The sequence below is a fragment of the Billgrantia aerodenitrificans genome, assembly GCF_021404405.1.
Taxonomy (GTDB): Bacteria; Pseudomonadota; Gammaproteobacteria; order Pseudomonadales; family Halomonadaceae; genus Halomonas; species Halomonas aerodenitrificans.
Window position 1 is genome coordinate 1 of the sequence record NZ_JABFTV010000013.1, and the last position, 13,295, is coordinate 13,295.

Sequence of the window (13,295 nt, forward strand, 5' to 3'; positions counted from 1 at the left end):
ATACGATGTCCTCAATGAGGGCCCAGCCGTTGTCGGAGATCTCGTAGCGTCCTGCCATAGGTCACCTATGCTGCTGCGGCATAGGTGACATTAGCAAATTCGAGTTTTCGGACAAAGCCTAAGACAACAGGAGCCTCTCATCGATGGGCTTGAACTCGTTGGCGGCGCTCATCAGAGAATTAGCCGTCAACTGCGGTACGCCATAGACCTCCGCCACCTTCCCATGGACTTGCCGGATCTTGTCTACCAGCAGGGCGAAATCCCCATCGCCCGAAACCAGCACGATGACGTCCACCTGCTCGGCGTACTCGATGGCATCGAGGGTAATACCGACGTCCCAGTCCCCTTTTGCAGAACCGTCCGATCTTTGAATGTAGGGCTTCAGCTTCACCTCGAAGCCGATGGCGCGAAGGATGTTCTGAAACTCCTGCTGCTTCCGGTCGCCCCTGTCGATGGCGTAGGCGATGGCCTTGACGACCTCTCGCCCCGCGGTGGCTTCGGCCCAGAACTCGTTGTAATCGAAATTGCGCTTATACGCTTGTCGCACCGTGTAGTAGACGTTCTGGACGTCCACGAAGATCGCCACTTTGTCCATCGGATGGCCCCATTGTTGTATCGCTCCAGTGACACCAAACGCAGCGCCCCGAGCCAGTATGAACTGACTCAGGGCGCTTGTGTGCTCCGGTTGCTGCTTTCGCTGACTTAATCGCCAGACCCGCGGTTCGATGGTTGCGGCACCGTTCCTCACCGGACATGATATCTGAAACCACAGTTTCAGGAGTCGGCATGGCCAGATCCTCGCAGACGCGTTCCTTCCTTTCCCGAGTGCGCAGCGCCCTGCCCTCCCTGCACCCGGCCGAGCGCCGGCTGGGCGAGTTCGTGTGCGATTTCCCCGGTGAAATCGCCAGCTACGATGCCCAGGAGTTGGCAAAGTTTGCCGGGGTCTCCAAGGCGACGGTGTCGCGCTTCGTACGCCGGCTCGGCTACGAGAGCTACGAGGCGGCGCGCAAGCACGCCCGCGAGGAGCAGGCCACCGGCTCACGCCTCTTCCTGCAGAGCGCGGCCCTGGAGCCGGGCGAGCGCTCCCTGGCGCTCAACCTGGACCAGGGCAAGGACAACCTTGATCGGACCTTCTCGGCGATCACCCAGGCGCAGGTGGACGCCGTGGCCCAGGCCATCCTCGACGCCCGCAAGACCTGGGTAATCGGCTTTCGCGCCAGCCACCCTTTCGCCGACTATCTGCGCTGGCAGCTCACCCAGGTGGTGGAGCAGGTGGTCAGCCTGCCCGGCGGCGGCGAGACCCTGGGCGAGCACTTGGTCAGCGTGCGTGCGGAGGACTGCGTGGTCGTCATCGGCCTGCGTCGCCGGGTGGCAATCACCGAGCAGGTGCTGGCCGAGGCCCGCGAGAGCGGCGCTCGGGTGCTCTATATCACCGACGAGGGGCTAGCCCCGGACCCCAGCGTCACCTGGCACTTCCGCTGCTGCACCCTGGCCGCGGGGCCGCTGTTCAACCACACCGCCGTCATGGCGCTCTGCCACCTGCTGGCCATGCGCACCATCGAGCTTGCCGGTGACGACTCGCGCCGCCGCCTGCGCCGCATCGAGACACTGAACGATAAGCTCGAAGAACTGTAGGAAGACGGCACCATCCTGGCGCATGGCGCTACCAATCTGCACACTTTCCGGGCAAAAAAAGAAACACTCGCGCGGCGTACCAACAGGCGATTCTGAAGTAATCGGCTGTTTTCGCTATGAAACTACAGTTTCCTGAATCCGATGGCATGAAACTTGGATCACTCAAGGCGACTGCCGCCGCCTGAACGCGGTGGGCCGATACCGCCACCTGGCGCCCAGCGGAGCCGTACTCCCTCCCAAGGTGCCGCCGATGACAGGACCAAGACCATGCTGAAACGTACCGCTCTGGTAACCGCCGTCTCCGCCGCCCTGATGGCCTCTGCCGCTCAGGCCAGCGCACTGTCGATCCAGGTGCTCGGCCAGCCCGCCGGCTCCGGCCTGATCGCCCAGCAGAAGGAGCAGCCCTTCTTCACCAACCTGGCGGACAACACCGGCCTCGATATCACCGTGCAGTACCTGCCGGTGGACGTGGCGGGGGTTCCCGACACCGACGGCCTGCGCGTACTACGCTCCGGCCTCTTCGATATCGTCTCTCTGCGTGGCCCCCAGGTGAGCCGCGATGAGCCCTCCATCCTCGGGCTCGACCTGATCGGGCTCAACACCAGCTTCGAAGCCGGCCGTGAGCACGTCGCCGCCTTCTACGATTACGTGGATAGCCGCCTGCAGGAGCGCTTCAACGCCAAACTCTTGGGCACCTGGCCCGCCGGCCCCCAGGTAATCTTCTGCCGCGGCGAGATCGGCGGTCTGGATGACCTGCGCGGCAAGCGCGTGCGTGTGGGCGACCAGAGCGCGGCCAACTTCGTCGGTCAGCTCGGCGCCACCGGCATCTCGATGCCCTTCGGCGACGTCCAGCAGTCGCTCTCCCGCGGCGTGATCGACTGTGCCATCACCGGCCCTGCCTCGGCCAACTCCGGCGGCTGGCCGGAAGCTACGACCACGGTACTGCCCATCGCCTTGCAGCTGGCCATCAACGGCTACGCCATCAACCTCGATACCTGGAACAGCATGACCGAGGAGCAGCAGACCCAGCTCGAATCGGCCATCGCCGAGCTGAGCGACGAGATCTGGGCCTACTCCGAGGAGCTCTATGAAGACGCCATGCGCTGCAATGCCGGCGAAACACCCTGTGAGTACGGTACCCCTTACTCCCTCACCGAGGTGCCGGTGACAGAGGAGGATCTGGCCAAGGTGGCCGCCGCAGTGGAAGAGGTCTCCCTGCCGATCTGGGCGCGCCAATGCAATGCCGCCGCCGCGGACTGCGAGGACGTGTGGCGCGATACCGTCGGCCAGAAGCTCGGCCTCTGAGCCCGGGAGGCGACGATGACGATCTACGCTCGCATTCTCGGCATGCTGTTTGGCGCCATGATGCTGCTGCTCGCCCTGCTGATCACGGTGGAAACCGTGATCCGTAAGGCCTTCTCGATGTCGCTCGGCGGGGTCGACGAGCTGGGAGGCTATGCCATCGCCATCGCCGCCCCTCTGGCTTTCTGCGTGGCCATGGTCGAGCAGTCCCATATCCGCATCAACCTGGTGCACATGCGCCTGCCCTTCAGGGTGCAGGCGGTGCTCAACGCCCTGGCCGCCCTGACCCTCGGGCTGCTGGCAGCCTTTCTGCTCTATTTCACCATCCAGACCGTCCAGGACACCCGGCTCTACGGCTCCATCGCCCAGACGCCGCGGGCCACGCCGTTGATCTACCCGCAGACCGTGTGGCTGATCGCCATGGTCGCCTTCACCCTGGCCGCCGCAGTGCTCACCGCCCAGGCCATGGGGCTGCTGGCGAAGGGCGACTGGAAGGCGCTCAACCGCCGCTTCGGGCCGAGTTCGACCCAGGACGAGCTGGCAGCGGAGCTCGAGGACCTCAAGCAGCGCGAACAGCAATCGGACGAGCCGCTGCTCGACGAGCCGCAGGCGGATGAATCCCCTACCGGCGACCCGGCGCGCAAAGGAGGCCAGTCATGAGCATTCCCCTGATCGCCACGGCGTTCTTCATCATGCTCGGCCTGATGCTGCTGAGCATCCCGGTGGCCGTGGCCATCCTCTTCGTCGGCGTGATCGGCGGCTACCTGATGCACGGCTTCCCCCTGGTGGACATGATGGGCGGCGTGGTATGGAGCAGCCTGAACAGTCCCTCCATGCTGGCGATTCCGCTGTTCATGCTGCTCGGCGAACTACTGCTGCGCGGCGGCATTGCCGACCGGATGTACGCAGCGCTCTCGGTGTGGTTCAACCGCCTGCCGGGCGGGCTGCTGCACACCAACATCGCCACCTGCACGCTCTTCTCCGCCACCTCGGGCTCGTCGGTGGCTACCGCCGCCACCGTGGGCACCATCTCGCTGCCGGCGCTGCAGAAATACCGCTATCCGGTGCGCCCCTCGCTTGGCTCCCTGGCTGCCGGCGGCACCCTGGGCATCCTGATTCCCCCCAGTATCAACCTGCTGGTCTACGGCCAACTGGCCAATACCTCGGTCAGTCAGCTGTTCGCCGCCGGGCTGATCCCGGGCCTTACCCTGGCTCTGCTCTTCTCCGTGTACCTTTTCATCGCCCACGGCAAGGCGGGCAGCAGCGCCATGGTGGAGGTCAACCTGCCGCTGCGAGAGAAGCTTGCCCTCTCGCGCCACCTGGTGCCGCCTTTCGTCATCTTCGGGGTGGTGATGGGCAGCATCTACGGCGGGGTCGCCACGCCTACCGAATCCGCAGCCATCGGGGTGATGATCGCCCTGGCCTTCATCGTGGGCGGGGGCAAGCTGAGCCTCGACCTCTTGATCCACTGCTCGCTGCACGCCGCCAAGACCACCGGCATGGTGATCATCGTGCTGATGTGCGCGCTGCTGCTCAACGTGACCCTCTCGATGCTGGGGGTAACCCAGGCGCTGACCCAGTGGGTGGCGAGCTTCGGCCTCACCCAGGTGGGCCTGCTGCTGGTGCTGCTGCTTTTCTACGTGGTGCTCGGCACTTTCATGGATGCCATGTCGATGCTGGTGCTGACGGTGCCGATCACCGTGCCAATGGTGATGGCCGTGGGCGTGGACCCCATCTGGTTCGGCATCTTCATCGTGCTGATGTGCGAGATCGCCCTGATCACGCCGCCGGTGGGCATGAACCTCTTCGTGGTGCAGGGGGTGCGCAAGGATGGCGGCAGCTTCAACGATGTGATTTGGGGCTCGCTGCCCTTCGTGGCGATCATGGCGCTGTTCACGCTGACCATCATGGTCTGGCCGCAGATCGTGATGTGGCTCCCCGACTTGCTAGCGGGGCGCTGATCCATGACCCATTACCCTGGAGACGCCACTCAGCCGGCCCCCGTTCGCGTGCTGGCCATCAATCCCAACACCAACCCGACCGTCACCCAGCGAGTGCGGGAGGTGCTGCAGGCCCAGGCGCCGCCCGGCGTGATCATCGAAGCGGAGAGCCCGCACCAAGGGCCCCGGGCGGTGGAAAGCGGGCAGGACAAGACCCGCGCCGCCAGCCACGTGATGGCGCTGATCGAAAGCCGCATGGCACAGGGCTACGCCGGCTATATCCTCGCCTGCTTCGATGACATCGCCGTCGCTGAGGCCCGCGCTCTGACCGGCGCCCCGGTGGTCAGCCTGGCGGAGGCCGGCATTCGCCGCGCGGACGCCACCGGTGGTCCCTTCACGGTGATCACCACCTTCGAGGGCGCCGTGGCCACCATTGAGTCGCTCTGCGAGAGCTACGACGTGAAGGAGCGCTGCCGCGTCGTTGCCACCGGCATCGGCGTGAGCGAGACCGCGGCGCGCACCACCCTGGCCGAGACGCGGCTGGCGAGCCTCTGCGAGGGAGCCCGTGCGGAGGGGGCGCGAGCCATCGTGCTGGGCTCCGGCGCCTTCGCCGGACGCGGCGCGCAGCTTACCAGGCGCCACGGCCTTCCAGTGATGGACGGCTTCGCCGAGGCGCTGGCCTTCGTGCTGCGCCAGGCGGAGCCCATGAGAGCCCGAGGCACCTAGCGCTTTCGCTCAGGAAGGAGTACACGCCCCCGCGCGCCTGGCACGGTGGGCGTGCAGTTTCTTGTAGCTCTCGACCAGGCGCTGGTGCTTCTCCAGGCCTTCGAGCTGCATGTTGGTGGGCGTCAGGCCATGGAAGCGCACCTCGCCGTTCACCGAACCGACCACCGCGGCCATGGTCTGCTCGCCGAACATGCGGGTGAGGTTGTGCAGGTAGTCGTCGAGTTCCAGCTCGTCGTCGAGCACGATCTCCAGCACCGCCGCCACGGCCTGGTAGAACAGCCCGCGCTCCACGGTGTTGTCGTTGTACTGCTGGAACAGCTCGACCCGCTCCAGGGCCTCTTCGTGCTGCCCCAGCGCCAGGTGGATCAGCAGCTTCAGCTCGAGGATGGTGAGCTGGCCCCACACGGTGTTCTCATCGAACTCGATACCGATCAGGGTGATGATGTCCATGTGCTCGTCGAGCTGGCTCTCCTCCAGGCGCTCAAGCAGCCCGGCGAGCTGCTCGTCGCTCAGGGCGTGGAGGTTGAGAATGTCCTCGCGGTAGTCCAGCGCCATGTTGGTGTTGTCCCAGATCAGGTCGTCCACCGGGTACACCTCGGAGTAGCCCGGCACCAGGATGCGGCACACCGGCGCGCCAAGGTCTTCGTGCACGGCCATGTAGGCCTCGAGACCCAGCTCTTCCAGGATGCCGAACAGCGTGGCCGCTTCCTCCTCGTTCGCGCCGGAGAAGTCCCAGTCGGCGAACTCGAACTCGCTCTTGGCACTGAAGAAGCGCCAGGAGACCAGCCCCGAAGAGTCGATGAAGTGCTCGACGAAGTTGTTGGGCTCGGAGACGGCCTGGGAATTGAAGGTCGGCGGCAGGAAGTCGTTCAGGCCCTCGAAGCTGCGGCCCTGCAGCAGCTCGGTGAGGCTGCGCTCCAGCGCCACCTCGAAGCTGGGGTGGGCGCCGAAGGAGGCGAATACGCCGCCGGTGCGCGGGTTCATCAGGGTCACGCACATGACCGGGAACTGGCCACCGAGTGAGGCGTCCTTGACCAGTACCGGGTAGCCCTGGGCTTCCAGGGCCTGGATGCCTTCGAGAATGCCCGGGTAGCGCTCGAGCACTTCCATGGGCACGTCCGGCAGTGCCAGTTCCTGTTCGAGAATCTCACGCTTCACCGCCCGCTCGAAGATCTCCGAGAGGCACTGTACCTGCGCTTCAGGCAGCGTATTGCCGGCACTCATGCCGTTGCTGAGGTAGAGGTTCTCGATCAGGTTGGAGGGGAAGTAGACCGTCTCGCCGTCCGACTGGCGCATGAAGGGCAAGGCGACGATGCCCCGTTCCCGCTTGCCGGAGTTGGTGTCGATCAGGTGCGAGCCGCGCAGCTCGCCCTCCGGGTCGTAGATCTCGCGAGTGTAGTCGTCGAGGATGCCTTCGGGCAGCTCGTCGTTGGGCCCGGGCTTGAACCACTCCTCGTTGGGATAGTGCACGAAGGCGCTGTTCGCGATCTCTTCGCCGAAGAACTGGTCGTTGTAGAAGAAGTTGCAGCTCAGGCGCTCGATGAACTCGCCCAGCGCCGAGCACAGCGCGCTCTCCTTGGTGGCACCCTTGCCGTTGGTGAAGCACATCGGCGAGGCGGCATCACGGATATGCAGCGACCACACGTGGGGCACGATGTTGCGCCAGGAGGCGATCTCGATCTTCATGCCCAGCTCGGCCAGCATGCCGGACATGTTGGCAATGGTCTGCTCCAGCGGCAGGTCCTTGCCCTCGATCCAGGTGTAGGCGTCCTCGTCGGGCTTGGCTATCAACAGCGCCTGGGCGTCCTCGTCGAGGTTCTCTACCGTCTCGATCTGGAACTCGGGGCCGGTCTGCACCACCTTCTTGACGGTGCAGCGATCGATGGAGCGCAGGATGCCCTCGCGGTCCTTCTCGGAAATGTCTTCCGGCAGCTCGACCTGGATCTTGAAGATCTGGTTGTAGCGGTTCTCCGGGTCGACGATGTTGTTCTGCGAGAGGCGGATGTTCTCGGTGGGGATGTTGCGCGCCAGGCAGTACACCCGCACGAAGTAGGCCGCACACAGCGCGGAAGACGCCAGGAAGTAGTCGAACGGACTTGGTGCCGAGCCGTCGCCCTTGTAGCGGATGGGCTGGTCGGTAATGACGGTGAAATCGTCAAACTTGGCTTCAAGCCTGAGATTTTCAAGAAAATTGACTTTGATTTCCATGACGGGCTACCGATGGGGAAGTGTTGCTGGCGCAGGCCGAGGCGCGCAGTCTATCACACCACCCGGGCGCTTTCGGTAACCGACGGCAAGGGTAAAAGGCTCAGCGATACGCCGCGAGTCGGAAGAGGAAGTCGTGGGAGTCTGGCAGTAGGACAAACAAGAATCTACCCGGCAAACTGGTTACCGGGTAGTTCCCTGCATACTTGTGTTTTTTCGTCAGAGCCGTCTCTGCGGCTTTGTTTACGCAAATTAACGTTGAGTAACGCTAAAAGCAACATTGACATTAGGCTAAAGCATGGCCGCTCTCAGGCCGTCTTACTTGGCGCTCTCACTATGGTGCACTCCTTCATGTTGCAGTGCTTCGAGCACTCTCCGGCCCCGCGGAGAGAGCCGATAGCCCGTGCCCAGGCTCTCTGTCAGGCCCAGATTCTTGAGCTTGCGCACGTTGAGCTTGAAGGCTTCCTTCTCCAGATCCATCATCTCGCACAGCTCCCCTGCGCGGACGCCGGGACGGTTCCCTATCACTTCCAGCGTCTTTCGGGTCCACGGCCCATGTGCGGCTCGCTCATCCAGCCGCCGCAAACGCTCGTGCAAGCCCCGGATTTCCTCACCCGTCAGCTCCGTCGATTCGCGAAGGGCTATCCGAGGATCGGGGCGTAACTCGCCCAGCTCGATTTTGTAGAGCTCGCCTTCACTACGCCGGGAGAGTTCGCGCAGCAGCGACTCGCGGGATTCATAGCCAGCCTGCACCGCATCCTGCTCAGAGATCTCCTCGAGCGCGACCTGGGTCACCGACACGATGGGCAGCTCGCCCACAGCGGTGAGTAGCGTACCTCCTGACTTTACGGTGGGCCGTCGCCAGCGTCGGAAGGCCAGCGTCACACGGCCATCACGGATCTTTTCGAGAAACGCCTTCTTGAACAACACGGCTATTGCCCCCTTTCCGGCCTGAGACTCCGCACCGCTATCTTGCGCCGCTATCTTCCGCCGGTTACGTCCAACAGCGTGCCGGTGGAGTACGAGGCTTCATCGGAGAGCAACCATAGGATGGCGCGGGCCACTTCTTCCGGCTGCCCGCCGCGCTGCATGGGCACGCCCGCCTTTACCCGCTCGACCCTGCCGGGCTCGCCGCCGCTGGCATGGATCTCGGTGTAGATCACCCCAGGGCGCACGGCGTTGACCCGAATGCCCTCACCCGCCACCTCCTTGGCCAGGCCGATGGTAAAGCTGTCGATGGCGCCTTTGGCAGCGGCGTAGTCGACGTACTCATCCGGCGCGCCGAGCCGCGAGGCGATGGAGGAAACATTGACGATCGCCCCACCCTGCCCGCCGTGCCGGGTCGACATGCGCCGTACGGCCTCCCGGGCGCAGAGAAAGCTGCCGACCACGTTGGTAGTCAGTACCCGGCTCAGGCGCGCGGCGTCCATCTCCTCGACCCGCATCTGCCTTTCCAGAATGCCGGCGTTGTTGACCAGCGCCGTGACCGGGCCGAGCTTCTCGTCGACTTCGGCAAACAGGCGCATCACGTCGGGCTCGTGGCCGACATCGCCCGCTATGGCAATTGCCTCGCCGCCGGCTTGGGCAATCTCCTCGACCACGGCCAGCGCCGCCGCCTCGTTGTGACGGTAGTTGATGCACACGGCGTAGCCGCCAGCAGCAGCCAGGCGGGCGGTGGCCGCACCGATGCCCCGGCTGCCGCCGGTAACCACCAGGACCTTTTTCAATGCGACTCCTCCTTTGCCACCACCCCATACCGCAACTCGACCATACCGGCACCCATCTGGCGTACCGATTCGAGGCGCAGGGTTGGGCTCAGCACGCGACGTGGAAAGAGCGGCTTACCCTTGCCCAGGGTAACGGAACCAATCTGGACGATGAGCTCATCGAGCAGACCGGCATCGTGAAACTGCCCCGCCAAGTCGCCACCACCGACGATCCAGAGATTTTTTCCTCCCGCGGCTGCACGCATCTCTTCATGGATAGGCCCCACCTCCCCCTGCACGAAACGGACGTCCGCTCCTTCGGGAATCGCCAGGTTACGATGGGTGAACACCCAGGTCGGCTGGGTGTAGGGCCATGGCGAGCCGGTTTCGGCCGCCACGGTATCGGCATTGCGCAGGATCCACTCATAGGTGGAAGCCCCCATGGCCAGCGCGCCTACTTCGGCAATGAATGCCGGATAGCTGGAGTCGCTCAGGTCGCCCAGAGTGAACAACCACTCCAGGGAATCGTCTTCCGTGGCAATGAAGCCATCGAGACTGGCTGCGGTGTAGTACTGGGTTTTCATGATTATCCATCTGCAAGAAAAGCTTCATGGAAGGTAACGCTACCCTGCGGAACATGATCGCCGAAGGGCAAAGCGAAGAAATACTCCGGTGGCACTCCCTCGTAGATGAGTCCAGGTACATTACGAAACCCGAACTTGACGTAATACTCAGGGTGGCCGACGAGACAGCAGCCTTGGGCGCCCATGGCTTGCAACCGAGCCAAGCCCTCTTCGATCAGCGCCTTGCCGATACCCTGCCGCTGGTATTCCGGCAGTACGGAAACCGGCCCCAAGCCATACCAGCCCGTGGTGTCATCCGAAACGCTTACCGGCGAGAAAGCGATATGGCCCACCACCCGACCTTCCCTCTCCGCCACTAGCGATACTGCCAAGGCGCCAGCGGCGCGCAATTCGGCGACGATGAACTGCTCGGTATAGCTACTGTGTTCCATTTCTCGAAAAGCCGCGACGGTTACGTCGTGTATGGCATCGATATCGGCAGCGGTTTCTTCACGTATGGCGATGTTTGCTTCCATTTAGTTGTCTCATGGCTAGGTGTCCCATGGCGGCCGATGGCCAATTTAGCTACGGTCGACGATTCTGACGATCCGCTCCCCGCCGAACGTGAACTCGGTGGTGCCATTCAGTTCGAGCAGGCTACCCGCCTTCGGCCCGCCGGGAATGTCCTGCGCCAGGCGGCCGTGGTAATCGATCTCAGCCGTGGCGACGTCCTGACTGAACACCAGAGAGGTCACACGCTGAAAGCGCTCGGTGAAGAGCCCCTTGGCCCGCTGCGCGAGCAGACGAAACTCCTCGATGCCGCTTGCCGAGGCGGTCAGCTCCCCGCCCGAGTAGTTTTCGAACTCGACGTTCGGTGACAGGACGGCCAGCATACCTTCGATATCGAAGTCATTGTAGGCAGCGACGTACTGCTCGATCAGCTCGCGTTGCTTCGCTTCGTCCATGAAAGCTCTCCTGTCAGGTCCTGGCGGGGAAAATTCTCAGTTCAGGTGCTGATTGCATTAGTGAAGATTAGCCGGTTGCCGAACGGATCGGCCAGCGTCATGTCCTGACTGCCCCAAGGCATCGCTTCTATGTTCGGCTTGGCAAACCCATAGCCAGCGGCATTGAGCTGCTGATGGAACGCCTCGAGCTCATCGGTCTCGATCCGTAGTGCAGCGCCCGGGCTGCAATCGCCGTGATGCTCGGAGAGATGCAGCACGCAGCCATCCTTGGAAATCTGCATGTACAGCGGCATGCCTTCCGCGAAGCGGTGCTCCCAATCCACCGTGAAGCCGAGAAATTCAATGTAGAACTCCTTGGCCTTGGCTTCGTCGAAAATGCGCAGTATTGGCGTCGTCTTGCCGAAGCTCATGCTGTGAATCTCCTTTTGGGTCGAAAGTAGCTCGCAAGGTTGTACGATATACCGCGAATCGAGGTTTACCGCTAAGGCTTCAGCAGACTGTCAGCTACCTAATAGCCACCCCAGCACCATCAGGATAAACACGACCGGATAGCCCACGATGGCAGGGGTCATGGTGAGCACCATGCCCAGCGCGCGCCCTTCCACGCCTCGCCGGTAGCCACGCAGAAACAGCACGCGGCCGACAACGAAGAACGTCACGCTGACGGGAATGAGCGAGAGCCACGCCCCTGCCACCAGGCTGGCGTAGGCAACATAGAACCCCACCGCCAATATCGCTTGCTCCAGGGTGTTCTGCAGAAACGCCACATAGATGGTTAGTTTCTCGCTCGGTGGCCCGGAGGCCGAGCCGCCGATGTCCTCAGGCGAGAACCTGCGGGTAGTGGAAACCAGGCCGACGGCTACCAGTACGCAGAACAGCACCACGGCGCCGGCACGCGCGGCAAAGGCCAGACGCTCCCCGAGCTCGACGGGAAAAGCGATGAACGCAGGCAAGAGCCAGTAGGCTGCGCCCACCGCCATGCCGAAAAGCACGAAGCCGAGCGTGCCCGCAGAACGGATCTTGCGTTCGGCACGCTGCATGTCGATCTGGTCCGGGGGTGTTTTGTAGCCTTGGCTCATGCCGCTCTCCTCCTGAATAAAAGCGTAGAACGCCTCAAGCGACAGGCTTACCAGACATACTCGAGCTGTGCAGCCACCGTGGTGGCCGTGCGCATACCATAGCGCCGCTGGATGTCCGCCAGGGCCTGTTCGAGCGCAGCGGCCGGCGGTTCAGTGAGCGGTTCCAACAACTCGGCACCGGCATGGCCGGGCACCGCCTCGACAAGCAGACCTCGCTTGGTGCGTATGAGCGTCTCGTTGTCATGGGTTGCTGCGAAAGAGGCGCGAAGGGTGCGCGACCAGGCGTCGGCCGTCAGCGCCAGAGCGATTTCATCGATTCCGTCATCGACCGGGAGCTCCAGACGCTCACGATTCCAGAAAGCCACCCAGTTGTACGCCATGTTCAGGAGCAGTCCCGCGCTCATACCGAAAGCGGAAGAATCATGACTCGCACCTGTATCGGACACGCCCAGCGTCAGGGCAAGACGTTCGGCCTCGGGCGTTCCCGCCACCGCTTCGACCAGCGCCAGAGAAACGGGCAAGGAAGCCGACACACCTGTGGTGGTGACCCTCTGGCCATCGACCACATAACGACGGTCACGTACCCAGGTCGTATTCCGATAGCGGCGGTCGAGCTTGCCCAGTGAAAACCAGTGTCCGGTCGCTACCTTGTCCTGCAAGAGGCCGGCGTGGGCCAGCGTCAGCACCCCATCGCAGATTCCCACTAACAGAGCCCCGGATTGCGCCTGCTGCTGCAGCCATCGAACCGCCCTCGGGTCATCGTGATGATGCAGCGCCGGCACGATGACGATGTCGGCTCCTTCGGGCCGCTGGGCGTCGAATTCCGCCATCGTTTGATCCGCCCATACTTTGAGAGCGGGATGGAGTTCTACGGCACCCGGCCGGGTGGAGACCGTGACCACCTCCATGTGGCCTGACTCCCTGAGCACACCGAAGGGAACGATGAAGTCTGTCGTCTCGGTACCTTCGTTGGCTGCCATGACCGCCACGACATGCCGCTCGCGCCCGTTCTTGGGCGGAGCCAGTTCGAGCGCTTCATGATGCGGTGAGGTGAGTGGCGAGGTGCGCTCTGCGCTACACCCGCCTGCGAAGACTGTCGCCAGCACCAGCAAGGCTGTGCCCAGCGACCGAGAAGCGGCTGAATTACGCATGTTCGTGTCTCCAATGAAGAACT

15 protein-coding genes are annotated in these 13,295 nt (G+C 63.3%); 5 read left to right on the top strand and 10 right to left on the bottom strand.

What is annotated here, in order from left to right; genetic code table 11:
* Positions 1–118: 118 nt before the first annotated feature.
* Positions 119–595, bottom strand: a complete 477-nt coding sequence (locus tag HOP59_RS20430; protein ID WP_234255420.1) for a LabA-like NYN domain-containing protein — start codon at positions 593–595, stop codon at positions 119–121.
* 191 nt (positions 596–786) lie between these two features.
* On the opposite strand from HOP59_RS20430, the gene HOP59_RS20435 reads away from it, so the two are divergent.
* The 5 genes from HOP59_RS20435 to HOP59_RS20455 all read left to right on the top strand — a co-directional run bounded on the left by HOP59_RS20435 (position 787) and on the right by HOP59_RS20455 (position 5,603).
* The gene (locus HOP59_RS20435; protein WP_234255421.1) at positions 787–1,635 is read left to right on the top strand and encodes a MurR/RpiR family transcriptional regulator; all 849 of its coding nucleotides are present in this window, start codon (positions 787–789) and stop codon (positions 1,633–1,635) included.
* A 267-nt stretch (positions 1,636–1,902) separates the two neighbouring features.
* On the top strand, positions 1,903–2,940 hold the full coding sequence (locus tag HOP59_RS20440) for a TRAP transporter substrate-binding protein (protein WP_010628149.1): 1,038 nt from the start codon (positions 1,903–1,905) through the stop codon (positions 2,938–2,940).
* A gap of 15 nt (positions 2,941–2,955) precedes the next feature.
* The gene (locus HOP59_RS20445; RefSeq protein ID WP_086510376.1) at positions 2,956–3,597 is read left to right on the top strand and encodes a TRAP transporter small permease; all 642 of its coding nucleotides are present in this window, start codon (positions 2,956–2,958) and stop codon (positions 3,595–3,597) included.
* A complete protein-coding gene (locus HOP59_RS20450) occupies positions 3,594–4,898 on the top strand; it encodes a TRAP transporter large permease (protein WP_234255422.1) in 1,305 nt (434 codons plus the stop codon). The genes HOP59_RS20445 and HOP59_RS20450 overlap by 4 nt, the downstream gene beginning before the upstream one ends.
* Before the next feature lie 3 nt (positions 4,899–4,901).
* Positions 4,902–5,603: an aspartate/glutamate racemase family protein gene (locus HOP59_RS20455; protein ID WP_234255423.1), complete on the top strand. Its 702-nt coding sequence runs from the start codon at positions 4,902–4,904 to the stop codon at positions 5,601–5,603.
* A 9-nt stretch (positions 5,604–5,612) separates the two neighbouring features.
* Here HOP59_RS20455 and HOP59_RS20460 read toward each other — a convergent pair whose 3' ends face one another.
* The 9 genes from HOP59_RS20460 to HOP59_RS20500 form a co-directional block, all read right to left on the bottom strand.
* A complete protein-coding gene (locus HOP59_RS20460; RefSeq protein WP_234255424.1) occupies positions 5,613–7,811 on the bottom strand; it encodes an OsmC domain/YcaO domain-containing protein in 2,199 nt (732 codons plus the stop codon).
* A gap of 315 nt (positions 7,812–8,126) precedes the next feature.
* On the bottom strand, positions 8,127–8,738 hold the full coding sequence (locus HOP59_RS20465; protein ID WP_026038093.1) for an ASCH domain-containing protein: 612 nt from the start codon (positions 8,736–8,738) through the stop codon (positions 8,127–8,129).
* Positions 8,739–8,788: 50 nt separating this feature from the next.
* Entirely contained in the window at positions 8,789–9,535 is a 747-nt protein-coding gene (locus HOP59_RS20470) for an SDR family oxidoreductase (RefSeq protein ID WP_234255425.1), read from the bottom strand.
* Positions 9,532–10,098: a dihydrofolate reductase family protein gene (locus tag HOP59_RS20475; RefSeq protein ID WP_234255426.1), complete on the bottom strand. Its 567-nt coding sequence runs from the start codon at positions 10,096–10,098 to the stop codon at positions 9,532–9,534. The genes HOP59_RS20470 and HOP59_RS20475 overlap by 4 nt, the downstream gene beginning before the upstream one ends.
* Positions 10,099–10,100: 2 nt before the next feature.
* Positions 10,101–10,613 carry a GNAT family N-acetyltransferase gene (locus HOP59_RS20480; RefSeq protein WP_234255427.1) on the bottom strand — a complete coding sequence of 171 codons (513 nt, stop codon included), beginning with the start codon at positions 10,611–10,613 and terminating at the stop codon, positions 10,101–10,103.
* A gap of 45 nt (positions 10,614–10,658) precedes the next feature.
* A complete protein-coding gene (locus tag HOP59_RS20485) occupies positions 10,659–11,042 on the bottom strand; it encodes a nuclear transport factor 2 family protein (RefSeq protein ID WP_234255428.1) in 384 nt (127 codons plus the stop codon).
* A 41-nt stretch (positions 11,043–11,083) separates the two neighbouring features.
* A complete protein-coding gene (locus HOP59_RS20490; protein ID WP_234255429.1) occupies positions 11,084–11,452 on the bottom strand; it encodes a glyoxalase superfamily protein in 369 nt (122 codons plus the stop codon).
* A 90-nt stretch (positions 11,453–11,542) separates the two neighbouring features.
* Positions 11,543–12,121, bottom strand: coding sequence for a hypothetical protein (locus HOP59_RS20495; RefSeq protein ID WP_234255430.1), 579 nt, complete (start codon positions 12,119–12,121; stop codon positions 11,543–11,545).
* Positions 12,122–12,168: 47 nt separating this feature from the next.
* Complete coding sequence (locus HOP59_RS20500) at positions 12,169–13,272, bottom strand: DJ-1/PfpI family protein (protein WP_234255431.1); 1,104 nt, start codon at positions 13,270–13,272, stop codon at positions 12,169–12,171.
* Positions 13,273–13,295 lie beyond the last annotated feature (23 nt).

Bases quoted from the DNA above. Each gene is read 5' to 3' on its own strand.
- HOP59_RS20480 (WP_234255427.1), bottom strand. From the start codon at position 10,613: ATGGAAGCAAACATCGCCATACGTGAAGAAACCGCTGCCGATATCGAT.
- HOP59_RS20495 (WP_234255430.1), bottom strand. From the start codon at position 12,121: ATGAGCCAAGGCTACAAAACACCCCCGGACCAGATCGACATGCAGCGT.
- HOP59_RS20490 (WP_234255429.1), bottom strand. From the start codon at position 11,452: ATGAGCTTCGGCAAGACGACGCCAATACTGCGCATTTTCGACGAAGCC.
- HOP59_RS20450 (WP_234255422.1), top strand. From the start codon at position 3,594: ATGAGCATTCCCCTGATCGCCACGGCGTTCTTCATCATGCTCGGCCTG.
- HOP59_RS20445 (WP_086510376.1), top strand. From the start codon at position 2,956: ATGACGATCTACGCTCGCATTCTCGGCATGCTGTTTGGCGCCATGATG.
- HOP59_RS20435 (WP_234255421.1), top strand. From the start codon at position 787: ATGGCCAGATCCTCGCAGACGCGTTCCTTCCTTTCCCGAGTGCGCAGC.
- HOP59_RS20430 (WP_234255420.1), bottom strand. From the start codon at position 595: ATGGACAAAGTGGCGATCTTCGTGGACGTCCAGAACGTCTACTACACG.
- HOP59_RS20455 (WP_234255423.1), top strand. From the start codon at position 4,902: ATGACCCATTACCCTGGAGACGCCACTCAGCCGGCCCCCGTTCGCGTG.
- HOP59_RS20460 (WP_234255424.1), bottom strand. From the start codon at position 7,811: ATGGAAATCAAAGTCAATTTTCTTGAAAATCTCAGGCTTGAAGCCAAG.
- HOP59_RS20475 (WP_234255426.1), bottom strand. From the start codon at position 10,098: ATGAAAACCCAGTACTACACCGCAGCCAGTCTCGATGGCTTCATTGCC.
- HOP59_RS20485 (WP_234255428.1), bottom strand. From the start codon at position 11,042: ATGGACGAAGCGAAGCAACGCGAGCTGATCGAGCAGTACGTCGCTGCC.
- HOP59_RS20500 (WP_234255431.1), bottom strand. From the start codon at position 13,272: ATGCGTAATTCAGCCGCTTCTCGGTCGCTGGGCACAGCCTTGCTGGTG.
- HOP59_RS20440 (WP_010628149.1), top strand. From the start codon at position 1,903: ATGCTGAAACGTACCGCTCTGGTAACCGCCGTCTCCGCCGCCCTGATG.